Origin of the sequence: Streptomyces sp. NPDC088746 (genome assembly GCF_044751065.1) — a bacterium.
Taxonomy (GTDB): Bacteria; Actinomycetota; Actinomycetes; order Streptomycetales; family Streptomycetaceae; genus Streptomyces.
This window is the reverse complement of the sequence record NZ_JBIVLA010000002.1, coordinates 886,420-910,774: the sequence shown is the minus strand read 5'-3', so window position 1 is coordinate 910,774 and position 24,355 is coordinate 886,420. Positions and strand designations below refer to the sequence as shown.

Genomic DNA, 24,355 nt, shown 5'->3' with positions numbered 1-24,355 from the left:
CCGTCCGGATCAGGCCGCGAGGCCGAGCGCGGCCATCCGCTTGGTGTGCGCCTCGGTGATCCGGGAGAACATCCTGCCGACCTCGGCCAGGTCGAAGCCGTCCGCCACACCGCCCACCAGCATCATGGACAGGGCGTCGCGGTCCGCGACCACCCGCTGCGCCTGCGAGAGCGCCTCGCCCATCAGCCTGCGCGCCCACAGGGCGAGCCTGCCCCCGACGCGGGGCTCCGCCTCGATGGCGGCCCGCACCTTCTCGACCGCGAAGTTCCCGTGGCCCGTGTCGTCGAGCACGGAGAGGACGAGGGAGCGGGTGTCCGTGTCGAGACGGGCCGCGATCTCCCGGTAGAAGTCGCTGGCGATCGAGTCGCCGACGTACGCCTTGACCAGGCCTTCCAGCCAGTCCGACGGGGCCGTCTGACGGTGGAAGTCGTCCAGCGCCTTGGCGAACGGCTCCATGGCGTCGGCCGGCGATTCGTCGATGGCCGTGAGGCGGTCGGCCAGCTGCTCGAAATGGTGGAATTCGGCGGACGCCATCTTCGCCAGTGCCGCCTTGTCGCCGAGTGTCGGCGCGAGTTTCGCGTCCTCGGCGATCCGCTCGAAGGCCGCGAGTTCCCCGTAGGCGAGGGCGCCGAGCAGATCCACGACCGCGGCGCGGTACTGCGGGTCCTCGGACGCGGTGGCCCAGTCCTGGGCGGCGATACCGGTCGGGGCGGGTGCTTCGGCGGATGCTTCAGTGGCGTTGTCAGGCGTCTCCATGGAGCGCAGAATAGCCCGCCCCGCCGGGGACCGAGGGGCCCGCTCAGCGGGGGACATCACACCGATCCAATGAATTCGCCCAACACGCATGCGCGAATCCGGGGTACAGTGGTATTGCGCTTACTGAGCATTTGCTGTGCCAGGAGCGCGACATTGAATGAGGATGCCCGGTCGGTGGCCCGATCGGCTCCGACCCGACAGCCCTCCACGCGGGGCGTACACCACGTACGACCGCAGATGAGGGGCCCCCCTCAGCGGCACGAGCGCTCGAGCGACGGCAGTGGTCCCGCGCCACCCGGCCCATCCACGGCCGGATGACCAACCCCGGCACGGTACGACCCCCAGCGTTCGCCTCGGGCCGCGTCTCACAGAAGAGGCAGCACCCTGACTACGTTCCGCGACCTCGGAATCCTTACCGAGACGGCCGAAGCCCTCGAGGCGGTCGGCATCATGTCCCCCTTCCCCATCCAGGAGATGACGCTCCCCGTAGCGCTCTCCGGCTCCGACGTCATCGGCCAGGCCAAGACCGGCACCGGCAAGACGCTCGGCTTCGGTCTTCCGCTCCTGGAGCGTGTGACCGTCCCCGCCGACGTCGAGGCCGGCCGCGCCGCGCCCGAGAAGCTGACGGACGCGCCGCAGGCCCTGATCGTCGTCCCCACCCGCGAGCTGTGCCAGCAGGTCACCAACGACCTCCTGACCGCCGGCAAGGTCCGTAACGTCCGCGTTCTCGCGATCTACGGCGGCCGTGCGTACGAGCCCCAGGTCGAGGCCCTCAAGAAGGGCGTCGACGTCATCGTCGGCACCCCGGGGCGGCTGCTCGACCTGGCGGGCCAGCGCAAGCTCGACCTGTCGCACATCCGCGTCCTGGTCCTCGACGAGGCCGACGAGATGCTGGACCTGGGCTTCCTGCCCGACGTCGAGCGCATCATCACCATGCTGCCGCCGAAGCGCCAGACGATGCTGTTCTCGGCCACCATGCCCGGTGCCGTCATCAGCCTCGCGCGCCGCTACATGTCGCAGCCGACGCACATCAACGCCACATCGCCCGACGACGAGGGCACGACCGTCAAGAACACCGCGCAGTACGTCTACCGCGCGCACAACATGGACAAGCCGGAGATGGTCTCCCGCATCCTGCAGGCCGAGGGCCGCGGGCTGGCGATGATCTTCTGCCGTACGAAGCGGACGGCCGCCGACATCGCGGAGCAGCTGGAGAAGCGCGGTTTCGCGTCCGGCGCGGTCCACGGTGACCTCGGCCAGGGAGCCCGCGAGCAGGCGCTGCGCGCCTTCCGCAACGGCAAGGTGGACGTCCTCGTCTGCACCGACGTCGCCGCGCGCGGCATCGACGTCGAGGGTGTGACCCATGTCATCAACTACCAGTCGCCGGAGGACGAGAAGACGTACCTCCACCGCATCGGCCGTACCGGCCGCGCGGGTGCCAAGGGCATCGCGATCACGCTGGTCGACTGGGACGACATCCCGCGCTGGCAGCTGATCAACAAGGCCCTGGACCTGAAGTTCCCGGACCCGCCGGAGACGTACTCCACGTCCCCGCACCTGTACGAGGAGCTCGGGATTCCCGCGGGCACCAAGGGTGTCCTGCCGCGCACCGAGCGGACCCGTGCCGGTCTGCGCGCGGAGGAGGTCGAGGACCTCGGCGAGACCGGCGGCCGAGGCCGCAAGTCCGCCGCCTCCGCTCCGGCACCCCGTGAGGAGCGTCCGCCGCGCACGCCGCGTCAGCGTCGCCGCACGAGGGGCGGCAGCGTCACCGACGAGGCCGCCGCCGTCACCGTGCCCGCCCCCGCCGCCGAGGCGGCCGGTGAGGACGCGTCCGAGCCGCGCACCCCGCGCCGTCGCCGCCGTACCCGTGCTGCCGCCCCTGAGGCCGTGGCCGAGGCCGCGGTGGCCGTGGCCGAGACCCCGGTCGTCGAGCCCGCGCCCGTCGCCGAGGCCGAGCCGGCCCCGGAGGCGAAGCCGCGCCGTCGCCGTGCGCGTGCCACGGCCGTCGCCACCGAGCCGGCCCTCGCGCCGGCCCCGGCCGCCGAGCCCGTGGTCGACTTCCAGACCGTGGCCGTCGCCGCGCCCGCGGCGGAGCCCGTGGCCACCAAGCCGCGCCGCCGCACCCGGGTCGTGAAGCCGGCCGACGAGGTCGACTTCCAGATCGCCCCGGCCTCCGAGCCGGTGACCGAGACCAGGTCGCGCCGCCGTCCGCGTGCCGCCGCCAAGCCGAAGGCCGAGGTCGTGGCCTCCACGGCCCCCGCCGAGGACGCGGCGGAGACCAAGCCGCGCCGTCGTCGGCCGCGCGCCGCTGCTGCGGACAAGGCGGAGACCGCCGCGGTCACCGAGACCGTGACGGACGGCGAGGCGCCCGCGAAGCCTCGCAGGCGCCGGTCCCGCGCGGCAGTGGCCGCCGAGTCGGCCGAGGGCTGATCCCGGCACCGCCTCACCTCCGTACGGCCCCGGTTCCCGCTCCGCGGAGGCCGGGGCCGTACGTCTGCCCGGGCGCGGCCGGGCACCCGGCGATACCCTCGGCCCCATGAGCCGGCCGCCCACCTTCACCCCGCCCCCCTGTGCCCGTGCCCGCGTACTGCGTACCGAGCGCGGGGACTTCGCCGTGCTGGACGCCGCGCCGCCCGCGGGCGCGCACTCCACCGCCCTCCTGCTGCCCGGGCACACCGGCAGCAAGGAGGACTTCATCGCGCTGCTCGAACCCCTCGCCGACGCCGGGTTCCGCGTGCTGTCCGTCGATGGGCGGGGGCAGTACGAGACCGAGCGGACGGATCGTCAGAATCCCTACGTGCAAGTCGAGTTGGCCCGTGATGTGCTGGCCCAGGCGGCCGCCGCCGACGACACCGCGCTGCCCGGGGCCATCCATCTGCTCGGGCACTCCCTCGGCGGCCAGATCGCCCGCGCGGCGGTACTGCTCGACGCCACGCCCTTCCGTTCGCTGACCCTGATGTCGTCGGGCCCCGCCGAGATCGACCCCGCGCAGCAGCAGAAGGCACGGCTGCTCAGTGACGCGCTGAGCCGCTGGAGCATGGCCCAGGTCTGGCAGATGATGCGCGCGATGGACCCGCCCGAGGACGCGGACACGGGTGACGGGGAGGATCTGCGCCGCCGCTGGATGCTGCACGACCCGGCCCAGCTGATCGCCACCGGCGCGCAGTTGTCGTCCGAACCCGACCGGGTGGACGAACTCGCCGCGCTCCCCCTCCCCGTGCACGTGGTCTCGGGCGAGCGCGACGACGTCTGGCCGGTGCCGCTGCTCGACCGGATGGCGGAGCGGCTCGGCGCCCACCGCACCGTGATCGAGGGAGCCGAGCACTCCCCCAACACGGCCCGGCCCCAGGAGACCGCGGCGGCCCTCGTCTCGTTCTGGAAGAGCGTCTGAGCTTCACCCGCGGGCCCGGTCCGCCGCGGCGGCCCGGGTCAGTACTGCGCCTGGAGGTGCTGCCAGAAGCCGTCGCGCAGCGCCCTGCGCAGAGGGGCGTGGCCGCGCAGCGAGTGCTGGAGGAGCCGTTCGGCCTCGACGAGCAGGTCCTGGTCGACGGAGCCCGGCAGGTAGGGATGCCCGGGCAGCAGGTCGGCGAGGGCCTCGCGGCCGCGCGAGGAGAGCCAGCCGGCGGCGATCTGCGCACCGACGAAGCGGACGTCCTCGCGCGCGGGCGCCGGGCTGTCGTCGTCGTACATCGTGACGGAGCGCCGGGTCACGTACGGGCGGCAGAAGTCGAGGTCGAAGGTGCGCTGGCTGTCGACCTCCCAGAGCAGCGGCTCGGCCTGGTTGCGGCCCTCGCCCGCCTCGATGCCCCAGAGGTGGACGCGGGCACCGTAGCCCTGGGCGGCCTCGACGGCCGAGACCAGGTCCTCGTCGCCGCCGACGAGCGCGGCGTCGCTGATGGCGCGGTGCCGGGCGAGCGACTCCAGGTCCGTGCGGATGAGTGAGTCGACGCCCTTCTGCTGGTTGTTGGCGTTGAGGTTGCCGAGCCTGACCTTGACGTCGGGGAGTTCGGCGATCGACTGCTGCTCGACGGTGTGGATCCGGCGCCTGGCCCCGTCGTACCAGTACACGCGCAGCAGCCTGCTGTCCGCGAAGATCGTGCGGGCCTTGTCGATGAAGGCCTCGATCAGCCCCTCCGCGTCCAGGTCGAAGGACCGTCGGTCCTCCGTGCCGGTCACGAGCAGCCCGGCCGCCGCGTAGACGTAACCCGCGTCGACGAAGATCGCGTGGGTGGAGGGGGTCTTGGACACCTCCGCCAGTACGCGCTGGAGCAGCTCGTTGGTGCGGTCCAGGTATGCGCGGATGCCCGGCCCTTCGTCCGGCCGCGTGTCCGGGTGGCTCATACGAGCCTCATTGTCTGCACATGGTTGATTACCGACGGGTACTTAGACATCCAAAAAATTTCCTTAGCGTAGGGAATGTTTGCAGTAGGCAAGTCGTTGTACCCCCTGTGGAGCGCGAGACGCAGACGCCTTGCGCTCCCCATCCTTGCGGACGGCAAGCCCGTCCTCCCAGTAGTTCTCCAGCAGGAGGATCAGACGAAGGGAAGCCATATGCGCTTCGAGATCATGCGACTCGACGATGTCGACGGTACCGCCGTGGACAGCACCGTCGTGGACGCCGCCTCCGTCAACCGGATCGTGCAGCAGGCCGCGTCCATAGGCCAGCGCATCTACATCCGGCCGGCCGACACGTCGGCTTCGTAACACCTTGTTTTGCTCGGCGTCGCTGATTTCGAGCGGATGACATGAGCTGAAGACGAAGCGCCCCCGCACGGAAGGCCCGTGCGGGGGCGCTGTGGTGTCCGGACCGCGTCCGGACCCTGCGGGCCTCAGGAGTTCTGGATGACCTGGGTGACGCCGTTGATGATCTGCTGTACGGCGATGGCCGAGAGCATCATCCCGGCAAGGCGGGTCACCAGGACCACACCCCCGTCCTTGATCACGCGGATGATCAGCAGCGAGTACCGCATGACCACCCACAGCACGAGGTGCATCGCGACGATCGCCGACCAGACCGAGATCTGGCCGGTGGTCCCGTCGGCGTTCTGCACCGCGAGAATCACCGAGACGATCGCGCCGGGACCGGCGAGCAGCGGCATCCCGAGCGGCACGAGGGCCACGTTGACGTCCTTGGTCTGCGTCGGCTCGTCCGTCTTGCCGGTGAGCAGGTCCAGCGCGATGAGCAGCAGGAGCAGCCCGCCCGCGATCATCAGCGCCGGCACGGAGACGTGCAGATAGTCGAGGATCTGCTGGCCGAGCAGACCGAAGACGGCGATCACGCCGAAGGCGACGGCGACGGCCTGCAGAGCCATCCTGCGCTGCACCTTGGCGGGGCGGCCCGCGGTGAGGGCCAGGAAGATCGGGGTGATTCCGGGCGGATCCATAATCACAAAAAGGGTGAGAAAAAGGGATCCGAAGACAGCTATGTCGAACACGGTGAGCCTTGCGAGAGAAGAGCGGGCCGAACAGGGGGACGCGCGCCGGCACGCCATGGGGACGCCCGGGCGCACGGGGTGCGACGAGGGAAAAGGGGAGGGAGGAGACCCGTTACGCGGGAACCGGTCCGCCGGCGCCCGGCACGGGGAACGCGCCCGTGGCGCGCCGGGTGATCTCGCCGTAGATCTCGGGGTCGGTGGTGTACTCCCCGAGCCGGACGGTCTTACGGGTGCCGTGGTAGTCGCTGGACCCGGTGGGCAGCAGCCCCAGTTCGGAGGCGAGCCCCCGCAGCCGGGCCCTGGTGGGCTCGTCGTGGTCCATGTGGTCGACCTCGATGCCGTCGAGCCCGGCGTCGGCCAGCCTCGCGATCACGGCTTCCGGAACCACCTCGCCGCGCTTGACGGCGAGCGGATGGGCGAAGACGGTGACGCCACCCGCGGCCTTGACCAGCCGGATCGCGTCGAACGGGTCGAGCTCGTGCTTACCGGCGTACGCCCGTCCGCCGTTGCCCAGCCAGGCCGAGGTGAAGGCGTCGGAGACGGTGTCGACGACGCCGAGCTCCACCAGCGCGGTCGCGACGTGCGGGCGGCCGACCGAGCCGTCCCCGGCGATCCGCGCGACCTGCTCCCAGGTGACCGGGACGCCCAGCTCCTGGAGCTTGCGCACCATGGCCTGCGCCCGCGGCACCCGGTCGTCCCGGACGAGTTCGCGCTCGCGGGACAGCTCGGGCTCGGACGGGTCGAAGAGGTAGGCCAGCATGTGCAGGCCGACGCCGTCGACGCGGCAGGAGAGCTCGGCGCCCGTGACGAGCGTCAGCCCTTCGGGGAGGGCGGCCAGCGCCTGCGCGTGGCCTCCCACCGTGTCGTGGTCGGTCAGTGCGACGACGTCGAGGCCGGCCGCCGCCGCGTTGGCCACCAGCTCGGCGGGGGTGTCCGTGCCGTCCGAGGCGGTGGAGTGGGTGTGCAGATCGATGCGCACGACGCGTACTCCGGAGCTGGCGGGCGGACAGGGGACGCTCAAGGATAACCGCCGGGCGTCACCCGTCCGGCCCCCTCCCGCCGCCGGGTCAGGGCGGTGTGAGCAGCCGGGGTGTGAGCGCACCGCACGGCAGGAGGTCCACTTCCCCTCCGGCGTCGCGCAGGTCGGTGAGCACCAGTTCGTCGTACATCAACAGCCCGGACTGTTCGGGCCAGACGATCGCCCAGAGCCACAGGCCACGCGCCTCGCCCGCGAAGACCGCACGGTCGGCGGGGGCGTTCCTGACGTGCCAGAGCGGGGTGGGGCGCCCCGCCGCGAGCACCTTGGCGTCCGGGGCGGCCTCGACGGCCAGTCCTGAGCCGGGGTCGGGGCCGTCGATGCCCGCGTAACGCGCGCCGAGCCCGACGCCGAGCTCCTCTGCGACGAGCAGCAGCTCCCCCATGCCGCCGAGCGGGCCCGGGCCCGTGCACGCGACGGCGGTCGCCCGGCCGCCACTACGGTCGTCGCCCGCGTACGCCGCGCCCGTGAACAGCCAGCCCACCGGAAGCGGCCAGGGCATCCACACCGGCACCCGGGCCCGGTGCACCACCACGCCCAGCGCCTCGACGCTGGGCGGGACCACCGGCTGCATCGGGTGCACCTGGCCGTGCGCGGAGCACTGCCAGGCATCGGCGAAAAGGCCGGGCGCCCTGACCCGGCCACCGCACTTCGGGCAACTGGGTTCGCCCCTCATAACGCCCAACGGTCCTCTCCGGTCGTCGCCGCGTCAAGGACGATCACCCGTCCGCAGCGCGGCTTCGACCGGGGGAAATAGGTGTGGGTTGCACTTATTAGCTTGCCTAACTTATTCTGTGGATGACCCAACGGACTGGTGGAGAGCGAGAGAACCCATGCCGGCAGAGGATCCGTTCGACGAAGGGGCGACCAGCATCCTGCGTCAGCCGAAGGCCGTCTGGGCCACGGCGGGCGCCTCGGTCGTCGCGTTCATGGGGATCGGTCTGGTGGACCCGATCCTGCCGTCCATCGCCAAGGGACTGGAGGCGACACCCAGTCAGGTATCCCTGCTGTTCACGTCGTACTTCCTGATCACCGCCGTCGCGATGCTCGTGACCGGCTTCGTCTCCAGCCGCATCGGGGGACGCAAGACGCTGCTGGCCGGCCTGGCGCTGGTCGTCGTCTTCGCCGCGCTCTCCGGAACGTCCTCGTCGGTCGCCGAACTGGTCGGCTTCCGGGCGGGCTGGGGCCTGGGCAACGCCCTGTTCGTCTCCACCGCCCTCGCGGTGATCGTCGGCGCCGCCGCCGGCGGCAGCGCTGCGGCGATCCTCCTCTACGAGTCGGCGCTCGGCCTCGGCATGGCGTGCGGGCCGCTGGTCGGCGCCCTGCTCGGCGACGCCAGCTGGCGCTACCCGTTCTTCGGCACCGCGGCCCTGATGGCGATCGGATTCCTCTGCATCACCGCGTTCCTCAAGGAACAGCCCAAGCCGGCCCGGAAGACCTCGCTGCTCGACCCGGTGAGGGCGCTCGGCCACGGCGGACTGGCCTCGGTCGCCACGTCGGCGTTCTTCTACAACTACGCGTTCTTCACGATCCTGGCCTTCACGCCGTTCGTGCTGAACATGTCGCCGTACAGGTCGGGGGCGGTGTTCTTCGCCTGGGGCCTGCTCCTCGCCGTCTTCTCGGTGCTCGTCGCGCCGCGTCTGCAGCGGCGCTTCGGCTCCCTGAAGGTGGTCGGCGGCTCCCTGGTGCTGCTCGCCGCGGACCTGGTGGTCCTCGGTTACGGCAACCACACGACGGCCATCGTCTGCACCATCGTCTCGGGCGCCTTCATCGGCATGAACAACACCGTCTACACCGAACTGGCCCTCGGCGTCTCGGACGCCCCGCGCCCCGTGGCGAGCGCCGGCTACAACTTCGTCCGCTGGTTCGCCGCGGCCGCGGCCCCCTACCTCGCCCCGAAGATCGAGGAGTGGAGCGACATCCACATGCCGTTCACCGTCGCCGCGGTCGCGGCCCTCGTCGGCGCGGCGGTCGTCTGGATCCGGCGCGCGGCGCTGACGCACGAGGCGGAGGAGCTGGAGCCCCGTCACGCCACCGAGGACGGCGTCACCGTCTTCGCCGACTGAGGCCCCCCGTTCCGGCCCCGCCCGCGGTTCCCCCCTCCTGACCGCGCGGCGGGGCTTCCCGTGCCCGGGCCGCGTCAGTCCAGCGGTACGGACGCCCGCAGCGGATCACGCAGGTCGGTCCCGTGCGAGAGCCAGCGCTCCTGGAGCTCCTGGGCGCCCCTGACCCGCTTCCAGGCCGCCTCGTTGTGCGTCATCGGCAGCAGCGGCAGGAAGCTCACGGGGTCCATCGGGGCATCCAGCTCCAGGTCCTCGACCAGGCCGCCCGGCTCGGCGACCAGGACGGAGCTGAAGGGCGCCCCGGACCAGAGCGGCTGCCCGAGGTCCAGTGACGCCCCGGGGGCCACGATCAGCCCTTCGACCTGCGGGGAGGCCGCCAGTACGGCGAGGGGCCGCAGCACCTGGTCGGTGTCGGCGAGCCCCACCCGTACGGACAGGACCAGTTCGGCACGCGGGCCCTTCACGGGGTCGGCGAGCGGCGCGGTCGGGTCGGCCATCGGCTGCGCGGACATGCCCAGCGTGGCGTAGCGCACCACGTCGCCGTCGATGAAGCGGAGCACCTCGATGCGGTCCGTGCCGAGGAACGTCACATCGGCGCGTGCGTCCGGCTCCCCCAGCGCCGTACGGAGCCGGGCCTCGACCAGATCAAGAATTTCTCCCATGCCGCGAGCATAGATCGCGTAAGGAATGGGAACAGAAAGGGATTGGCTCCTCGACCGGCTGATAGCCTGAGGCGTCGGTCGGGACAGCACGCGGAGCGCGCTCTCAGTCCTGACAACACGTGATCCCCCACGGGGGACCGGCCGGAGGAGGTGGGGCTGCGGTGGATCCAAGTCGACCGTGCAGTACCAACCGCCCTTCCGCACGACGCCTTCCTTCTGTGATCTGACGCCCTTCCCGGACGTCACCACGGCAGTTCGCGCAACGGAAGAGCCCCGCGTTTTTGCCTGTCTGTAGCGAACGCCGTCATCGTGCCCACGCGGTGCCGCCCGCTTTGCGGACGTGAGTGCACGTCCCCATTCCGGGCAGTTCCACGTGCCCACCGACGGCCCTCCGTGAAGAGGAGCCAGCCATGTCGATGATCCGTGACCTGCGCGCCGCCGTGCGCCCGTCCCTGCGCAAGAGCAACACCCCGTACAACAGCTACGACGCCACCCGTGACCCGTCCGCCTCCAGCGCCGTCGTCGACTGCGCGGTCTACCGGGACGGGCGCCGGATCACCGAGGCCTCCTGCCTGACACCGCACGAGGCGATTCTGCACGTGCGGGAGGAGGGCGGTTTCGCCTGGATCGGCCTGCACGAGCCGACCGAGGAGGAATTCGCCGGTATCGCACGGGAGTTCGGTCTCCACCCGCTCGCCGTCGAGGACGCCGTCCACGCCCACCAGCGGCCCAAGCTGGAGCGTTACGACGACACGCTGTTCACCGTCTTCAAGACGATCCACTACGTCGAGCACGCCGAACTGACCGCAACCAGCGAGGTCGTCGAGACCGGTGAGGTGATGTGCTTCACCGGGCGGGACTTCGTGATCACCGTCCGGCACGGCGGGCAGGGTTCGCTGCGCGCCCTGCGCCACCGGCTCCAGGAGGACACCGAACTGCTCTCCAAGGGCCCGTCCGCCGTGCTGCACTCCATCGCCGACCACGTCGTCGACGGCTACATCGCGGTGGCGGCCTCGGTGCAGGACGACATCGACGAGGTGGAGATCGACGTGTTCTCCACGCCCGCCAAAGGGACCCCGCGCGGGTCGGACGCGGGCCGGATCTACCAGCTGAAGCGTGAGGTGCTGGAGTTCAAGCGCGCCGTGTCGCCCCTGCTGCGGCCGATGCAGCTGCTGAGCGAGCGCCCGATGCGGCTGATCGACCCCGACATCCAGAAGTACTTCCGCGACGTCGCCGACCACCTGGCGCGCGTGCACGAGGAGGTCATCGGCTTCGACGAACTGCTCAACTCGATCCTCCAGGCCAATCTGGCGCAGGCCACCGTCACGCAGAACGAGGACATGCGCAAGATCACGTCCTGGGCGGCGATCATCGCCGTACCGACGATGATCTGCGGGGTGTACGGCATGAACTTCAAGCACATGCCCGAACTCCGCTGGACGTACGGCTATCCGATGGTGCTGGCGCTCATCGGCGTCGTCTGCTTCTCCATCCACCGCACCCTCAAGCGCAACGGCTGGCTCTAATAGAGTTCGGGCATGACTGCTGCTGACGTGTTGCTTGCCCGGGCTCTCGTCGAGGAGGCCACCAAGAAGTCCGGCCTGATCTGGGTGCGGGGCACCGGCCCCTCCCGGGCGCTGTGGCACGTGTGGCACGAGGGTGCGGCCGTGCTCGTCGGGGACGGCCCCGGGGAGCAGCCGCTCCCCGCCGGGCTGGACGCCGGCGCCGCCGCCGAGGTGACCGTGCGCAGCAAGGACAAGGGCGGCAGGCTCGTGGCCTGGACCGCCGCCGTCACGGTGCTGGAGCCGCACTCCGAGGAGTGGGAGGCGGCGGTCGGCGAGCTCAAGGGCAAGCGGCTGAACGCGCCGGACGCCGAACAGATGACGGAGCGCTGGGCGCGCGAGTGCCGGGTCGTACGGCTGGCGCCCGGCGAGTCCCGCACGGAGCTGCCGGACACCTCCCTGGCCGCACCGCCGCTGCCCACGGGGGCGACGACGCGGCGCACGGCGCCGGCGGCGCTTCCCCGGCTGCTGCTGAAGCGCCGCGGGAAGCGCTGACCGGCTCCGTCAGCCGGAGGACCTGGGCAGCTCGCCGCCGTAGTCGACGGTGTCGTCCTCGGCCGGTGCCTCCAGCCCGAAGGACTTGCCCCAGTCGGCGAGGGTGACGGTCCCGCCGCCACCGCCACGGGCCACCCGCAGGGGATACGGAGTGCCCTTGAGGGAGACGTCGAGTGCGCCCCCCTCACCCTTTCCGCCCATGATCTGCACGGTGCGCACGCCGCCGACCGTGTCCCGGGCGCCCTTGTTGACCTCCCCGTGCAGGGACAGCATCCCGTCGAGGAGCGTCTTCTTCTCCGTGAAGCCGCGCAGCTGCTGGTAGGTGGGGTCGTCCTCCGGCACCTTCACGTACTTGCCGCCGAGCTTGTCGGCGGCCTGATCGCTCTCGTCGTCGGCCTTCTCGTCCTTCCAGAAGCCGGCGTCCGCCTTGAGGAAGAGCTCGTCACCGATGCGCAGCAGCGCGAACGTGTTCTGCTTCGAGGTGACCGACCCCGTGCCGCCGTCGCCGCTGAGCTGCATGTCCAGGGTGTACGTCCCGCCCTTGCTGACCAGCTTGCCCGTCAGCCGCACCGCGTCCGCGGCCCCGGCGGCGGCCAGCGCCTTCTTCTCGATCTGCGAGGCCGTCAGTCTGCCGACGCCGTTGGTCCCCTTGTCCGGGTCCTCTCCCGCGCAGGCCGTGAGCGCGACGGTCAGCCCCGCGCAGAGCACCACGGCGAGAGCGGTCCGGCGGTGGGCCCGGACGGCCGGGACGGAAGAGGTCACAGGCGCACTGCCTCTCATCTGTGTGTCTGGGGGTGGCAGACGGCAGCGTACCTGTGCCGCGTACGCCATTCGGCAGAGCGCCGTACGGACGGCCCGCCAAGGCGTGACGGACCGGTACGGGCTAGCCTGATCACGGCGAAGGAGGATGTGAGGCACAGAGGGAGGCGCACAGGATGGCGGCAGTCACTCCCAGGGTTTTCGTCTCACACCTCGCCGGCGTATCGGTGTTCGACCCGAATGGTGATCAGGTCGGCAGGGTCCGGGATCTGGTGGCGATGCTCCGGGTCGGCGGCAAGCCCCCACGGCTGCTCGGCATGGTGGTCGAGGTCGTGAGCCGGCGGCGCATCTTCCTGCCCATGACCCGGGTGACTGGGGTCGAGTCGGGCCAGGTCATCACCACCGGTGTGGTCAACATGAGGCGCTTCGAGCAGCGCCCGACCGAGCGACTCGTCCTCGGCGAGTTCCTTGACCGGCGGGTGCGCCTCAAGGAGACGGACGAGGAGGTGACCGTCCTCGACGTCGCCATCCAGCAGCTCCCGGCCCGCCGCGACTGGGAGATCGACAAGTTCTTCGTACGCAAGGGTCGCGGCGGCGCCCTCCGCCGCAAGGGCGAGACGCTGACGGTGGAGTGGTCGGCGATCAGCGGCTTCTCGCTGGAGGAGCACGGGCAGGGCGCCGAGAGTCTGGTGGCCACCTTCGAACGCCTGCGCCCCACCGATGTGGCCAACGCCCTGCACCACCTGACGCCCAAGCGCCGTGCCGAGGTCGCCGCCGCGCTGGACGACGAGCGGCTCGCGGACGTGCTGGAGGAGCTCCCCGGTGACGACCAGGTGGAGATCCTGGGCAAGCTGGCGGAGGACCGTGCCGCGGACGTCCTCGAGGCGATGGACCCGGACGACGCGGCCGACCTGCTCTCGGAGCTGCCGGAGGCGGACAAGGAGCGGCTCCTCGCCCTGATGCGCCCGGACGACGCGGCCGACGTACGGCGCCTGCTGGCGTACGAGGAGCGGACGGCGGGCGGGCTGATGACGACCGAGCCGATCATCCTGCGGCCCGACGCGACGGTCGCGGACGCGCTGGCCAGGGTCCGCCAGCAGGACCTCTCCCCCGCGCTCGCCGCCCAGGTGTACGTCTGCCGGTCGCCGGACGAGACCCCGACCGGCAAGTACCTGGGCACCGTGCATTTCCAGCGGCTGCTGCGCGATCCGCCGTTCACCCTGGTCAGCTCGATCGTCGACAGCGACCTGGTCCCCCTGGCGCCGGACACCCCGCTGCCCGCCGTGACCAGCTATCTGGCCGCGTACAACATGGTCTCCGTGCCTGTGGTGGACGAGAGCGGCTCGCTGCTGGGCGCGGTGACCGTCGACGACGTGCTGGACCACCTGCTGCCCGACGACTGGCGCGAGACGGACTTCCTGGGCGAGGAGGAGATCACCGGTGGCCGCTGACGACCGCGCGAGGGCCGTGCCGACGGGCGCCTCGGGCATCGTGCGCCCGCCGCGTCCCCGGCTCGACCAGCCGAAGGCGCCGCGGCGCCGGCTGCTGCCGGAGTACGACCCCGAGGCGTTCGGCCGGTTCTCCGAGCGCATCGCCCGTTTCCTGGGCACCGGGCGGTTCATCGTCTGGATGACCCTGATCATCATCCTGTGGGTGGTGTGGAACATCTTCGCGCCGCAGGAACTGCGGTTCGACGAGTACCCGTTCATCTTCCTGACCCTGATGCTGTCCCTCCAGGCCTCCTACGCGGCCCCGCTGATCCTCCTCGCGCAGAACCGCCAGGACGACCGCGACCGGGTCACCCACGAGCAGGACCGCAAGCAGAACGAGCGCTCGATCGCGGACACGGAATTCCTCAGCCGGGAGATCGCCGCGCTCCGGATGGGCCTCGGTGAGGTCGCCACGCGGGACTGGATCCGCTCGGAGCTGGAGGCCATGCTGAAGGACATGGAGGAGCGCCGGATCCTCTCGCAGGTCGAGAGTGACGAAGGCGACCGCTGACGCGTTACCCACGCGTAGCCCCCGGCGCCGTACCATCGTCCGTATGGCTACGGAAGACGCGGTGCGCGAAGCGCTGGCGACAGTGAACGACCCGGAGATCCACCGACCGATCACCGAGCTGGGCATGGTGAAGTCTGTCGAGATCGACCCTGACGGTGTGGTCGCTGTCACCGTGTATCTCACGGTTTCCGGCTGCCCGATGCGCGAGACGATCACGAAGAACGTCACCGACGCGGTCGCCCGCGTCGAAGGCGTGTCGCGGGTCGAGGTCACGCTCGACGTGATGAGCGACGAGCAGCGCAAGGAGCTCGCCTCGTCGCTGCGCGGCGGCACGGCGGAGCGGGAGGTGCCGTTCGCCAAGCCCGGTTCGCTGACCCGGGTCTACGCGGTCGCGTCCGGCAAGGGCGGCGTCGGCAAGTCCTCGGTGACGGTGAACCTCGCGGCGGCGATGGCGGCCGACGGGCTCAAGGTCGGCGTGGTCGACGCGGACATCTACGGGCACAGCGTGCCCCGGATGCTCGGCGCCGACGGCAAGCCCACCCAGGTCGAGAACATGATCATGCCGCCGTCCGCGCACGGCGTGAAGGTGATCTCCATCGGCATGTTCACCCCGGGCAACACCCCGGTGGTGTGGCGCGGCCCCATGCTGCACCGCGCGCTGCAGCAGTTCCTCGCCGATGTGTACTGGGGCGACCTCGACGTCCTGCTGCTCGACCTGCCGCCGGGCACCGGTGACATCGCGATCTCTGTGGCGCAGCTCGTCCCGAACGCCGAGATCCTGGTCGTCACGACCCCGCAGCAGGCCGCTGCCGAGGTGGCCGAGCGGGCCGGCTCCATCGCCGTCCAGACCCACCAGAAGATCGTCGGCGTGGTCGAGAACATGTCGGGCATGCCGTGCCCGCACTGCGACGAGATCGTCGACGTGTTCGGTTCGGGCGGCGGACAGCGGGTCGCCGAGGGGCTGACGAAGACCGTCGGCGCCGAGGTCCCGGTGCTCGGGACCATCCCGATCGACGTACGGCTGCGTGAGGGCGGCGACGAGGGCAAGCCCGTCGTCCTGTCCGACCCGGACTCCGCCGCGGGCTCCGCGCTGCGCTCCATCGCGGACAAGCTGAGCGGCCGTCAGCGCGGCCTGTCGGGCATGTCCCTGGGGCTCACCCCGCGCAACAAGTTCTGAGCTCTGAGCGGCGTACGGGTGGGGGCGGTCTCCTGAGGAGACCGCCCCCGCCCGTCGGCTCAGTTCTCGTACGACGCGATGTCGCCGATCACCGCGAATCCCAGGCCGTAGGCGCTCATGCCGCGTCCGTAGGCGCCGATGTGCACCCCGTCGGGGGCCGAGCCCGCGAGCACCCAGCCGAACTCCGACTCGCGGTAGTGGAAGTCCACCGGCACGCCGTCCACCGGAAGGGACAGCGTCGACCAGGGCTCCCGGCCCAGGTCGTCCGCGAGCTCGAACGCGGTCTCGGTCTGCTGGTTCAGCCATTCGCCACGCAGGGTGTGGTCCATCTGCGGGGGCCAGGTGCAGTCCAGCAGGCCTGAGCCCGCCAGCCAGGCCGCCGACGAGACCGTGGTGGCGTCCAGGACGCCCGTACCGTCGTCGCTGTCCCGTACGGGGCTGCTGCCCACGGTCACGACCACCGCGAAGCGCGCCTTCTCCGCCCCCGCGTCGGCCCGTACGACGGGCTCCTCGCCGTGCCCGGTGGAACCGTGCTGCACCGTGTCGTCCGCCGCGGCGGTCACGGTCATCAGCCAGCGCGGGCCCGTGAAGGCCTCGTCCAGCCCGTACCAGGGGAACGGCGCCTTGAGATAGCCGTCGACAGTACGCCGGGTCGCCGGCACCCCCTCTGCGGTGACTGTGCTGGGCGCACCATCCGCCCCTACCCGACTCGTCGTCTCCATCTGCCCGGCCGCCTCCTCGATCTTTCGCTGATCCGGAGCGGCCCTCCCCCCGTGGGCATGGGCAACCTCGCAACCGGACAGATGGAGAATAGCCATACCGTCCGGACGAGTCGGGATTGACGGTCTCAGGTGGCGTCTGCGTCGAAGGGCGGGCGCTCGTCCTTGGCCGGCTGCGCGGGCTTCTTGAGGAGGTCCGGCGTGGCGGCGGCACCGGACGCGGCTGCCGCGGCGGCGGTGCCGGCGGACGGGGCGCTCTCGCGGCCGTTCACCGCGTCGGTGACCTCAGCCATCTCCTTGCGCAGGTCGAAGCTCTCGCGGATCTCCTTGAGCCCCAGGTCGTCGTTCCCGTCCATGAGCTGCTTGCGGACGAACGTCTTGGGGTTGAGGTCCTCGAACTCGAAGTCCTTGAACTGAGGTCCGAGCTCCGACCGGATGTCTTCCTTGGCGCTGTCCGAGAACTCACGGATCTTGCGGATGGTGCGCGTGACGTCCTGGATGACCTTCGGCAGCTTCTCCGGACCGAATACGAGCACGGCGAGAACCACGAGCGTCAGCAGCTCGAGTGCGCCTATGTCATTGAACACCTTGCTGCTCCTCGTGTTCTCTGCGTGGTCTCCGCGTGGTCTCCGCCGCCAGGTCAGGGGGCCCGGACCGCTCCACGGTACCCGGCGAAGCTGTCCGTGCGGTACCTGCCGGTGGCCGTCAGGTGCCGCTCGCCGAACCCAGCGTCAAAGTCATGGACAGGTCTTTGCCACCGCGGGTCAGGACGAGCCCGAGCCGGTCACCCGGCCGGTGGGCGCGGATCTTGACGATCAGTTCCTCGCCGCTGTGCACGCGCTGGCCCTCCACCTCGGTGATGATGTCGCCCGTGCGGATGCCCGCCTTGTCGGCCGGGCCGCCCTCGGTCACCGCCGCTCCGCCGTCGGCCACCTTGCCGCCGACCTTGGCTCCGTCACCGGTGAACTCCATGTCCAGCGTGACGCCGATCACGGGATGGGTGGCCTTGCCGGTGTTGATCAGCTCCTCGGCGACGCGCTTGCCCTGGTTGATCGGTATCGCGAAGCCGAGGCCGATGGAGCCGGACTGGCCGCCGTCGAGACCTGATCCGCTGTCGGCGGCGCGGATGGCGCTGTTGATGCCGATGACCCGGGCCTCGGCGTCGACCAGGGGGCCGCCCGAGTTGCCCGGGTTGATCGGGGCGTCGGTCTGCAGCGCGTCGACGTAGCTCACGTCGGTGCCGTCGCCCTTCTCGCCGCCCGCGGTGATGGGGCGCTGCTTGGCGCTGATGATGCCGGAGGTGACCGTGTTGGACAGGTCGAAGGGTGCGCCGATGGCCACCACGGGGTCGCCCACCCGCACGTTGTCGGAGTTCCCCAGGGGCAGCGGCTTGAGGCCCGAGACACCGGTCACCTTGACGACGGCCAGGTCGTAGCCGCTGTCCTTGCCGACGAGCTCGGCCGGCGCGCTCTCCCCGCCGCTGAACGTGACGGTGATGTCGCCGGTGGAGCCCGCTGGGGCGACCACGTGGTTGTTGGTCAGGATGTGGCCCTTGTCGTCGAGGACGAAGCCGGTGCCGGTGCCGGACTCGGCGGAGCCGTTGACGTGCAGGGTGACCACGCTGGGCAGCGCGCTGGAGGCGATCCCGGCGACGCTGTCGGGCGCCCGGCCGCCGTTGTCCCGGCCGGCCTGGGGCAGTTCGACCGTGGTCAGGCCGCCGTTGCGCTCGACGTAGGCACCGATTCCGCCGCCGATCCCACCGGCCACGAGGGCGAGCAGCGCCGCCCCGACGAGGACGGACCCACGGCGGCTGCCCCGCGGGCGGGGGTCCGGACCCTGGGCGGGGCCCGGGTGGCTCAACGGCTGCTGCGGGAGCGTGCCCCAGGGGTCGTACCGCAGCCACTGCGAGGGCTGCGGCGGGGACTGCGCGGGGGGCTGCTGCTGCGGCACGGCGTGCGGCGGGGGCGCCCAGCCGTCGGGGTGCCCCTGGGCGCCCGCCGCCGGAGCGGGGGCGGATACGGGGACGGGCGCGGCCACGCCGTGCCCGTTCGTGCCCGCGTACGGCGGCGGTACGGGGGTCCCGTGGGCCGGAGTCGGCACCGGGCGCTGCACGGGCGGCGCGGGCGCCCACGGCCCCGGGCCGCCGTAGGGCGGGGTGCTGTACTCGTCGGGCGCGTGCAGCGGCTGCGTACGGTGCGCCGCCGGCTCGGCGGCGGGGGGTGCGGGGGGTGCGGGGGGTGCGGGGGTGAAATCGCGAGGCTCGCCGTCCGACGGCGCGGGCCGGTCGGCTGCCGGCGGTGCGGGCGGCTCGGCTGCCGACGGCGAGGCCGGCCGGGCGGCCGGTGGGGCGGGCACGAAGTCGCCGTCCGTCCCGGGCGCGGGCGGCTCTCCGGCCGTGGGTGCGGCGGCCTCGCCGGCCGGCTGCTCCCTGCGCGGGGGCGGCGTCGTCCCGTCCGCGTCGGAGACGGTCACCGCGTGCTCCGGACCGGCCGGGCGGTCCCGTTCCGTAGAGGGACGGCTCCACCACTTCGTCTTCGGCCCGCTGGGCTTCCCGTCGTCCATGCTCTCCCCGCAACTGGCCCTTGCACGCCTCACAGAGGCGTCCCTCCCGGAATTCAACCAGGTTTGCGAATCCGTGCGCAGGGTCCCGGTCAGCGCAGCGGTGTGAGCGGCATCGCGCGTTCCCGCAGCGGCGGGGCGGAGGCCGTCGAGGACGGCTCCGGCTCCGCTCCCGCGCGGAGCGCGGAGGAGTACAGCGGGTCGGCGTCGGTCGGGCGTATGAGGGGCGGCACGGTCACGTTCAGCACGGGGAAGGCGAACGTACCCCCGGTGAGCGCCGAGGTGCTCAACAGCGAGGGCGCGGAGGACGGCTGGGCGGACGAGGACGGGACGGCGCCCGGCCGGAGATCCTGGCCCTGTCCGACGGCGAGTGCGCCGCCGCCGCTGCGGCTGGCCGCCGCACCGGCGCCGCCGGTCCGCTCCTCGGCGTCGAGCGGGGTCACGTTGCTGCCCGCGCCTTCGGCGCTGAGCGGAGCCTCGGGGTTGTGGTCGAGCGGGAGCGAGCCTCCCAGGGCGATGGCCGCGAGCGAGACCGCGCTGGCCGCGACGAACGCGAAGCGCCGGGCGCGCCAGGGTGAGCGGTCGGCTTCACGGGCGACGTCATGGATGCGGAAGCCGGAACCGGTCGCGCCACCCGGCAGCACGGCCGTCGAGCCGTGAGGGGTGGGGAGGTAACCGAAGCCGTCCAGCGGGGAGCGGCCTGACTCCGGGGAGCCGGGCTGCAGCACGGGGAGGATTCCGTCAGCGAAGCGCCGCCGGCCGTCCGAGCCGTCGTCCGGACCGCCGCCGCTGCCGCTGGGGCCCCCGGGGAGGCCCTGCAGGCGGGCGAGGAAGCCCTCGGAGGGCGAAGGGGCGGCGGAGGTCGCGAAGGCGCTCTTCAGCCGTCGCTGGGCGTCGGCCTCGGCCTTGCACCGGGCACAGGTGGCCAGATGGGCCAGGACCCGCTCCCGGGCATCGTGTTTGAGCTCGCCGTCGACAAGCGCGGCGAGCCGGTCCCCCAGATGCTGCTCCGCGGGGGTCGGACCTGTGCCACTCACGCCGTTCCGCCCTCCCCTGCCAGGACCGCGTCCGCGAGGGAACGCTGCTCGGCGCGGGCCTCGGGCGAACGGTGCTTGAGCGCCTTGCGCAGGTGCGAGCGGCCGCGGTGGATGCGGCTGCGCACCGTGCCGAGCTTGACGCCGAGTGTGGCGGCGATCTCCTCGTACGAGAGGCCCTCGATGTCGCAGAGCACGACCGCCGCACGGAATTCGGGCGCGAGGGTGTCCAGCGCCTGCTGCACGTCCGCGTCGAAGTGCGTGTCGTTGAAGACCTGCTGCGGGGACGGCTCACGGCTCGGCAGCCGCTCGGCCGCGTCGTCGCCGAGGGAGTCGAAACGGATCCGCTGCTTGCGGCGGACCATGTCCAGGAAGAGATTCGTCGTGATCCTGTGCAGCCAGCCCTCGAAAGTGCCCGGCGTGTAGGTCGACAGCGACCGGAAGACGCGGACGAAGACTTCCTGGGTGAGGTCCTCGGCGTCGTGCTGGTTACCCGTCAGCCGGTAGGCGAGGCGGTACACCCGGGCGCTGTGGGTGCTGACGATCTCTTCCCATGAGGGCGGGGTCCACGCCTGGGAATCCGCATCTGAGGCGAAGGTCGCGGTCGGTGCGGAAACGTTGGAAGAACGGTCAGCGATGTCGGTCACGGATTTCGGCTCACCCGCCGACCTGAGAAAGCGCCGCAGCGCACCTCTCCGATCCACAGGCGCAGCCGCACCTCCCCTATCGGCTCTGGTGGTGTCCAGTGGAGCCCCTACCATAGCCACCTCGCCCGTTAGCTCCGGATAAGCCTTTTTACCTGCTGGTGTCCCGGTGTCCCCGGGAGCAAGAGGCACATTCCGGACCCGGCCGCGGGGCCCGGTCCACGTGTTCTCCTCCGTCCTCTCATAACGCCCGGTCCCATCTGCGGGTTCCCGGGTCCAGCGGATACAGTCACCGTTGCGCCAACTACGGGGACAGGAGAGGGTCATTACCGCCAACCGGCAGACGAGCTGGGCATTCGCCGACGCCTTTGTCGCCGAGGAAGAAGCTCTGCTCTGGGCCCGGGACCGGGCCCACGAGACAGGGCTCCGCCCGGTGTCGTCAGGCACCGGCGCGGCGCTGCGCCTGCTCGCTGCCACCGCGGACGCCAAGGCGGTGGCCGAGATCGGCACCGGAACCGGCGTGTCCGGCATCTATCTGCTGCAGGGCATGCGACCGGACGGCGTGCTGACCACCGTCGACCCGGAGCCCGAGCGCCAGCAGTTCGCCCGCGAGGCCTTCCGGGCCGCGGGCTTCGCCACGAACCGGGCCCGGTTCATCCCGGGCCGTGCCCTCGACGTGCTGCCGCGGCTCGCGGACGGCGGTTACGACCTCGTCTTCTGCGACGGCGACCGGCTCGAGAGTCTGGACTGCCTCGCTGAATCGTTGCGCCTGCTGCGACCTGGCGGACTGGTCTGTTTCGAGGGCGTCTTCGCCGACGGCCGCACGATCGACTCGGCGGCGCAGCCGGCCGAGGTACTGCGCCTGCGCGAGCTCCTGCGGGCCGTGCGCGAGAGCCAGGAGCTCATGGCGACGCTGCTGCCGGTGGGCGACGGCCTGCTGTGCGCGGTACGGCGCGGCTGAGCCGGCCGTCCCGGGCACGACCGCCCGGCCTCCCCCGACGCACTGCTGCCCCGGCACGGAATCCGTGCCGGGGCAGCAGTGAAGTGTGGGCGCCTCCGCCTCAGCCGACGACCTTCTTCAGCGCGTCACCGAGTGCATCGGCCTCGTCCGGAGTCAGCTCGACGACAAGCCGACCGCCGCCTTCGAGCGGAACGCGCATGACGATGCCCCGCCCCTCCTTTGTCACCTCGAGCGGGCCGTCGCCCGTCCGCGGCTTCATGGCCGCCATGCTCGTTCCCCTTCCTGAAACCAGCTCATCGCAGCCGGCGGCCCCATGACAGGCGCTGCCTCACCGGCGTCGAACACAATGCTTCCTCCGCATTATCCCGCATCGGAGACCCCGATGACCAACATCGGTCGGCATCGCTTGCGCAACGCGCTCTCGCAAAACCACCTAATTCGGCGATCCGGCTGCGATACTGCGCCGCCGTCGGCCCCCAGCCGAAGTCCAATCGTTAGACGCAGGTCACATGTCCGGCCCGCCGGAAGTCCGCCATGCTTGCCTGGACAGGCACGACGCCGGACCCGCAAGGAGAACCCGCAATGGCTGACACGGTGCTCACAGACGTGAGCGACGGGCTCGCGACGATCACGATCAATCGCCCCGACGCGATGAACGCCATGAACACCGCCGCCAAGGTCGCGCTCCGCGACGCCCTTCTGGCGGTCGCGGACGACCCCGCCGTGCGCGCGGTTCTGCTCACGGCCACCGGGCGCGCCTTCTGCGTCGGCCAGGACCTCAAGGAGCACGTCGCCAAGCTCTCCGAGGCCCGTGAGTCGGACGGCGGCAACGCGCTGAGCACGGTACGGGAGCACTACAACCCCATCGTCCGCGCCATCACGGAGATGGAGAAGCCCGTGGTTGCGGGCGTCAACGGGGTCGCCGCGGGGGCGGGTTTCGGATTCGCGCTCGCCGCCGACTACCGCGTGGTCGCCGACACCGCGGCCTTCAACACCTCCTTCGCGGGTGTCGCGCTGACCGCCGACTCGGGCGTCTCCTGGACCCTGCCCCGGCTGATCGGCGCGAGCCGCGCCGCGGACCTCCTGTTCTTCCCGCGCTCGATCTCCGCCCAGGAGGCGTACGAGCTGGGCCTCGTGAACAAGGTGGTGCCCGCGGCCGACCTGGCCAAGGAGGCGCACGCCGTGGCCCGCGCCCTGGCGGACGGGCCGACGGTGGCGTACGCGGCGCTGAAGGCGTCCGTGGCGTACGGCGCCGGGCACACCCTCGCCGAGACCCTGGAGAAGGAGGACGAACTCCAGACGAAGGCGGGCGCGTCGCAGGACCACACGATCGCGGTCGAGGCGTTCCTCGCCAAGCAGCCGCCGAAGTATCTCGGCAGGTAGGACCGGGGGCCCTCCGTCCGGATCCCTGATCCGGACGGGAAGCCCCTACCGGCCGCCGCCCCGGGCCACGCAGTCGGCGAGATGGTCGTCGACGAGGCCGCAGGCCTGCATCAGGGCGTACGCGGTCGTGGGCCCGACGAAGCGGATGGAGCGCTTCTTCAGGTCCTTGGCCAGCGCGGTGGACTCCGGGGTGACCGCCGGGACGTCGGCGAGTGCGCGCGGGGCCGGCCGCGAGGCCGGTTCCGGTGCGTACGACCAGATGAGCGCGTCCAGCTCGCCCTCGTCCCAGCCGGCCAGCACCTTGGCGTTGGCGAGTGTGGCGTCGATCTTCGCGCGGTTGCGGATGATTCCGGCGTCGGCGAGGAGGCGTTCCTTGTCGGCGTCGGTGAACTCCGCCACGGCGGAGATCTTGAATCCGGCGAACGCGCTGCGGAAGCCCTCGCGGCGGCGCAGGATCGTCAGCCACGACAGCCCCGACTGGAACGCCTCCAGGCAGAGCCGCTCGAAGAGCGCGTCGTCGCCGTGGACCGGGCGCCCCCACTCGGTGTCGTGGTAGGCGAGGTAGTCCTCCGTGGACAGGCCCCACGGGCAGCGCGGCCGCCCGTCCGCCGCCGGCTCCGCGCCGCTCATCGCCCGCTCTCCTCGTCCTGCGGCCCGTCACCGGCGGCGGGCGGCTCACCCGGCCGCTTGAAGAGGTCGGGGCCGTTCACCGCGGTCGCCTGGACCCCGGCGAGCGCCGACTCCAGCTCGGCGATGTGGGCGTCGCGCTCGGCGAGCTCCGCCCCCAGCCGGCCGAGGGCCTCGTCCACGTCCGTCATGCGGTAGCCGCGCACGGCCATGGGCAGCCGCATGGCTTCGACATCGGCGCGGCCGACGGGACGGTCGGCGGGCAGCGGGTCGATGAGCCGCTCGGGCTCGACGTCCTGCAGCACCGCGCTTCCGCCTCCGCCGACCACCGCCAGGGTGACCGCGGCCACGACCACGGCCATCGTGAGCAGCAAGAACCAGAACACGTGCATCTCCCCGGGAGCGGAATACCTGTCCAGGTCAGATCGTGCCATGCGCCGCTGACAGTCAGGGCCCTGCCGCGGAACAGCCGGGCCCGGCGC

26 protein-coding genes are annotated in these 24,355 nt (G+C 71.5%); 11 read left to right on the top strand and 15 right to left on the bottom strand.

What is annotated here, in order from left to right; translation table 11 throughout:
• Positions 1-9 precede the first annotated feature (9 nt).
• Entirely contained in the window at positions 10-765 is a 756-nt protein-coding gene (locus tag ACIP63_RS11710; protein ID WP_401515085.1) for a ferritin-like fold-containing protein, read from the bottom strand.
• Positions 766-1,206: 441 nt separating this feature from the next.
• Between ACIP63_RS11710 and ACIP63_RS11705 the strand changes: the two genes are divergently transcribed.
• Positions 1,207-3,186, top strand: a complete 1,980-nt coding sequence (locus ACIP63_RS11705) for a DEAD/DEAH box helicase (RefSeq protein ID WP_401513896.1) — start codon at positions 1,207-1,209, stop codon at positions 3,184-3,186.
• 106 nt (positions 3,187-3,292) lie between these two features.
• Positions 3,293-4,147 (top strand): alpha/beta fold hydrolase, encoded by an 855-nt coding sequence (locus ACIP63_RS11700; RefSeq protein ID WP_401513894.1) that lies wholly within the window; start codon positions 3,293-3,295, stop codon positions 4,145-4,147.
• A 38-nt stretch (positions 4,148-4,185) separates the two neighbouring features.
• Here the strand turns inward: ACIP63_RS11700 and ACIP63_RS11695 are convergent, their stop codons facing one another.
• Positions 4,186-5,097, bottom strand: coding sequence for an NYN domain-containing protein (locus ACIP63_RS11695; protein ID WP_401513891.1), 912 nt, complete (start codon positions 5,095-5,097; stop codon positions 4,186-4,188).
• 210 nt (positions 5,098-5,307) lie between these two features.
• On the opposite strand from ACIP63_RS11695, the gene ACIP63_RS11690 reads away from it, so the two are divergent.
• Positions 5,308-5,460 carry a hypothetical protein gene (locus ACIP63_RS11690; RefSeq protein ID WP_307125088.1) on the top strand — a complete coding sequence of 51 codons (153 nt, stop codon included), beginning with the start codon at positions 5,308-5,310 and terminating at the stop codon, positions 5,458-5,460.
• Between the two features lie 125 nt (positions 5,461-5,585).
• Here the strand turns inward: ACIP63_RS11690 and ACIP63_RS11685 are convergent, their stop codons facing one another.
• The 3 genes from ACIP63_RS11685 to ACIP63_RS11675 form a co-directional block, all read right to left on the bottom strand.
• Positions 5,586-6,191, bottom strand: coding sequence for a MarC family protein (locus tag ACIP63_RS11685; protein ID WP_401513888.1), 606 nt, complete (start codon positions 6,189-6,191; stop codon positions 5,586-5,588).
• A gap of 112 nt (positions 6,192-6,303) precedes the next feature.
• Positions 6,304-7,170, bottom strand: a complete 867-nt coding sequence (locus ACIP63_RS11680; RefSeq protein WP_401513885.1) for a PHP domain-containing protein — start codon at positions 7,168-7,170, stop codon at positions 6,304-6,306.
• Positions 7,171-7,258: 88 nt separating this feature from the next.
• The gene (locus ACIP63_RS11675) at positions 7,259-7,903 is read right to left on the bottom strand and encodes a DUF6758 family protein (protein ID WP_401513884.1); all 645 of its coding nucleotides are present in this window, start codon (positions 7,901-7,903) and stop codon (positions 7,259-7,261) included.
• A 157-nt stretch (positions 7,904-8,060) separates the two neighbouring features.
• Here ACIP63_RS11675 and ACIP63_RS11670 point away from each other — a divergent pair, with 157 nt between their 5' ends.
• The gene (locus ACIP63_RS11670) at positions 8,061-9,293 is read left to right on the top strand and encodes an MFS transporter (protein ID WP_401513881.1); all 1,233 of its coding nucleotides are present in this window, start codon (positions 8,061-8,063) and stop codon (positions 9,291-9,293) included.
• Positions 9,294-9,367: 74 nt separating this feature from the next.
• Here the strand turns inward: ACIP63_RS11670 and ACIP63_RS11665 are convergent, their stop codons facing one another.
• On the bottom strand, positions 9,368-9,952 hold the full coding sequence (locus ACIP63_RS11665) for a suppressor of fused domain protein (RefSeq protein ID WP_401513879.1): 585 nt from the start codon (positions 9,950-9,952) through the stop codon (positions 9,368-9,370).
• Between the two features lie 410 nt (positions 9,953-10,362).
• Between ACIP63_RS11665 and ACIP63_RS11660 the strand changes: the two genes are divergently transcribed.
• Together ACIP63_RS11660 and ACIP63_RS11655 are read left to right on the top strand one after the other, a co-directional pair.
• Entirely contained in the window at positions 10,363-11,478 is a 1,116-nt protein-coding gene (locus tag ACIP63_RS11660) for a magnesium and cobalt transport protein CorA (protein ID WP_401513876.1), read from the top strand.
• Between the two features lie 12 nt (positions 11,479-11,490).
• Positions 11,491-12,009: a hypothetical protein gene (locus ACIP63_RS11655; RefSeq protein WP_401513875.1), complete on the top strand. Its 519-nt coding sequence runs from the start codon at positions 11,491-11,493 to the stop codon at positions 12,007-12,009.
• A gap of 9 nt (positions 12,010-12,018) precedes the next feature.
• Here the strand turns inward: ACIP63_RS11655 and ACIP63_RS11650 are convergent, their stop codons facing one another.
• Positions 12,019-12,771: a hypothetical protein gene (locus ACIP63_RS11650; protein ID WP_401513872.1), complete on the bottom strand. Its 753-nt coding sequence runs from the start codon at positions 12,769-12,771 to the stop codon at positions 12,019-12,021.
• A 173-nt stretch (positions 12,772-12,944) separates the two neighbouring features.
• Here ACIP63_RS11650 and ACIP63_RS11645 point away from each other — a divergent pair, with 173 nt between their 5' ends.
• From ACIP63_RS11645 to ACIP63_RS11635, 3 genes are read left to right on the top strand one after another with little or no spacing between them, the layout of a single operon-like run.
• Positions 12,945-14,219, top strand: coding sequence for a magnesium transporter MgtE N-terminal domain-containing protein (locus ACIP63_RS11645; RefSeq protein WP_401513870.1), 1,275 nt, complete (start codon positions 12,945-12,947; stop codon positions 14,217-14,219).
• Positions 14,209-14,769 carry a DUF1003 domain-containing protein gene (locus ACIP63_RS11640; protein ID WP_401513867.1) on the top strand — a complete coding sequence of 187 codons (561 nt, stop codon included), beginning with the start codon at positions 14,209-14,211 and terminating at the stop codon, positions 14,767-14,769. The genes ACIP63_RS11645 and ACIP63_RS11640 overlap by 11 nt, the downstream gene beginning before the upstream one ends.
• Positions 14,770-14,812: 43 nt before the next feature.
• Entirely contained in the window at positions 14,813-15,946 is a 1,134-nt protein-coding gene (locus tag ACIP63_RS11635; RefSeq protein ID WP_401513864.1) for an Mrp/NBP35 family ATP-binding protein, read from the top strand.
• Positions 15,947-16,005: 59 nt separating this feature from the next.
• Here ACIP63_RS11635 and ACIP63_RS11630 read toward each other — a convergent pair whose 3' ends face one another.
• The 5 genes from ACIP63_RS11630 to sigE form a co-directional block, all read right to left on the bottom strand.
• Entirely contained in the window at positions 16,006-16,668 is a 663-nt protein-coding gene (locus ACIP63_RS11630; RefSeq protein ID WP_401513863.1) for a hypothetical protein, read from the bottom strand.
• Positions 16,669-16,793: 125 nt separating this feature from the next.
• Complete coding sequence (locus ACIP63_RS11625) at positions 16,794-17,252, bottom strand: sec-independent translocase (RefSeq protein WP_401513860.1); 459 nt, start codon at positions 17,250-17,252, stop codon at positions 16,794-16,796.
• Between the two features lie 118 nt (positions 17,253-17,370).
• On the bottom strand, positions 17,371-19,227 hold the full coding sequence (locus ACIP63_RS11620; protein WP_401513858.1) for a S1C family serine protease: 1,857 nt from the start codon (positions 19,225-19,227) through the stop codon (positions 17,371-17,373).
• A gap of 89 nt (positions 19,228-19,316) precedes the next feature.
• A complete protein-coding gene (locus ACIP63_RS11615) occupies positions 19,317-20,261 on the bottom strand; it encodes an anti-sigma factor family protein (protein WP_401513856.1) in 945 nt (314 codons plus the stop codon).
• Positions 20,258-21,019, bottom strand: coding sequence for an RNA polymerase sigma factor SigE (gene sigE / locus ACIP63_RS11610; RefSeq protein WP_250288661.1), 762 nt, complete (start codon positions 21,017-21,019; stop codon positions 20,258-20,260). The genes ACIP63_RS11615 and sigE overlap by 4 nt, the downstream gene beginning before the upstream one ends.
• Before the next feature lie 178 nt (positions 21,020-21,197).
• On the opposite strand from sigE, the gene ACIP63_RS11605 reads away from it, so the two are divergent.
• Entirely contained in the window at positions 21,198-21,863 is a 666-nt protein-coding gene (locus ACIP63_RS11605) for an O-methyltransferase (RefSeq protein ID WP_099174635.1), read from the top strand.
• Positions 21,864-21,963: 100 nt separating this feature from the next.
• Here the strand turns inward: ACIP63_RS11605 and ACIP63_RS11600 are convergent, their stop codons facing one another.
• Positions 21,964-22,131 (bottom strand): DUF3117 domain-containing protein, encoded by a 168-nt coding sequence (locus ACIP63_RS11600; RefSeq protein WP_003966491.1) that lies wholly within the window; start codon positions 22,129-22,131, stop codon positions 21,964-21,966.
• 314 nt (positions 22,132-22,445) lie between these two features.
• Between ACIP63_RS11600 and ACIP63_RS11595 the strand changes: the two genes are divergently transcribed.
• Positions 22,446-23,246 carry an enoyl-CoA hydratase/isomerase family protein gene (locus ACIP63_RS11595; protein WP_401513854.1) on the top strand — a complete coding sequence of 267 codons (801 nt, stop codon included), beginning with the start codon at positions 22,446-22,448 and terminating at the stop codon, positions 23,244-23,246.
• Positions 23,247-23,291: 45 nt separating this feature from the next.
• Here ACIP63_RS11595 and ACIP63_RS11590 read toward each other — a convergent pair whose 3' ends face one another.
• Together ACIP63_RS11590 and ACIP63_RS11585 are read right to left on the bottom strand one after the other, a co-directional pair.
• A complete protein-coding gene (locus ACIP63_RS11590; RefSeq protein ID WP_401513852.1) occupies positions 23,292-23,876 on the bottom strand; it encodes a DNA-3-methyladenine glycosylase I in 585 nt (194 codons plus the stop codon).
• Positions 23,873-24,265, bottom strand: coding sequence for a DivIVA domain-containing protein (locus ACIP63_RS11585; protein WP_401515082.1), 393 nt, complete (start codon positions 24,263-24,265; stop codon positions 23,873-23,875). The genes ACIP63_RS11590 and ACIP63_RS11585 overlap by 4 nt, the downstream gene beginning before the upstream one ends.
• Positions 24,266-24,355 lie beyond the last annotated feature (90 nt).

Bases quoted from the DNA above. Each gene is read 5' to 3' on its own strand.
- ACIP63_RS11705 (WP_401513896.1), top strand. From the start codon at position 1,207: ATGTCCCCCTTCCCCATCCAGGAGATGACGCTCCCCGTAGCGCTCTCC.
- ACIP63_RS11700 (WP_401513894.1), top strand. From the start codon at position 3,293: ATGAGCCGGCCGCCCACCTTCACCCCGCCCCCCTGTGCCCGTGCCCGC.
- ACIP63_RS11695 (WP_401513891.1), bottom strand. From the start codon at position 5,097: ATGAGCCACCCGGACACGCGGCCGGACGAAGGGCCGGGCATCCGCGCA.
- ACIP63_RS11690 (WP_307125088.1), top strand. From the start codon at position 5,308: ATGCGCTTCGAGATCATGCGACTCGACGATGTCGACGGTACCGCCGTG.
- ACIP63_RS11675 (WP_401513884.1), bottom strand. From the start codon at position 7,903: ATGAGGGGCGAACCCAGTTGCCCGAAGTGCGGTGGCCGGGTCAGGGCG.
- ACIP63_RS11670 (WP_401513881.1), top strand. From the start codon at position 8,061: ATGCCGGCAGAGGATCCGTTCGACGAAGGGGCGACCAGCATCCTGCGT.
- ACIP63_RS11665 (WP_401513879.1), bottom strand. From the start codon at position 9,952: ATGGGAGAAATTCTTGATCTGGTCGAGGCCCGGCTCCGTACGGCGCTG.
- ACIP63_RS11660 (WP_401513876.1), top strand. From the start codon at position 10,363: ATGTCGATGATCCGTGACCTGCGCGCCGCCGTGCGCCCGTCCCTGCGC.
- ACIP63_RS11655 (WP_401513875.1), top strand. From the start codon at position 11,491: ATGACTGCTGCTGACGTGTTGCTTGCCCGGGCTCTCGTCGAGGAGGCC.
- ACIP63_RS11645 (WP_401513870.1), top strand. From the start codon at position 12,945: ATGGCGGCAGTCACTCCCAGGGTTTTCGTCTCACACCTCGCCGGCGTA.
- ACIP63_RS11635 (WP_401513864.1), top strand. From the start codon at position 14,813: ATGGCTACGGAAGACGCGGTGCGCGAAGCGCTGGCGACAGTGAACGAC.
- ACIP63_RS11630 (WP_401513863.1), bottom strand. From the start codon at position 16,668: ATGGAGACGACGAGTCGGGTAGGGGCGGATGGTGCGCCCAGCACAGTC.
- ACIP63_RS11620 (WP_401513858.1), bottom strand. From the start codon at position 19,227: ATGGACGACGGGAAGCCCAGCGGGCCGAAGACGAAGTGGTGGAGCCGT.
- sigE (WP_250288661.1), bottom strand. From the start codon at position 21,019: ATGGTAGGGGCTCCACTGGACACCACCAGAGCCGATAGGGGAGGTGCG.
- ACIP63_RS11600 (WP_003966491.1), bottom strand. From the start codon at position 22,131: ATGGCGGCCATGAAGCCGCGGACGGGCGACGGCCCGCTCGAGGTGACA.
- ACIP63_RS11595 (WP_401513854.1), top strand. From the start codon at position 22,446: ATGGCTGACACGGTGCTCACAGACGTGAGCGACGGGCTCGCGACGATC.
- ACIP63_RS11590 (WP_401513852.1), bottom strand. From the start codon at position 23,876: ATGAGCGGCGCGGAGCCGGCGGCGGACGGGCGGCCGCGCTGCCCGTGG.
- ACIP63_RS11585 (WP_401515082.1), bottom strand. From the start codon at position 24,265: ATGCACGTGTTCTGGTTCTTGCTGCTCACGATGGCCGTGGTCGTGGCC.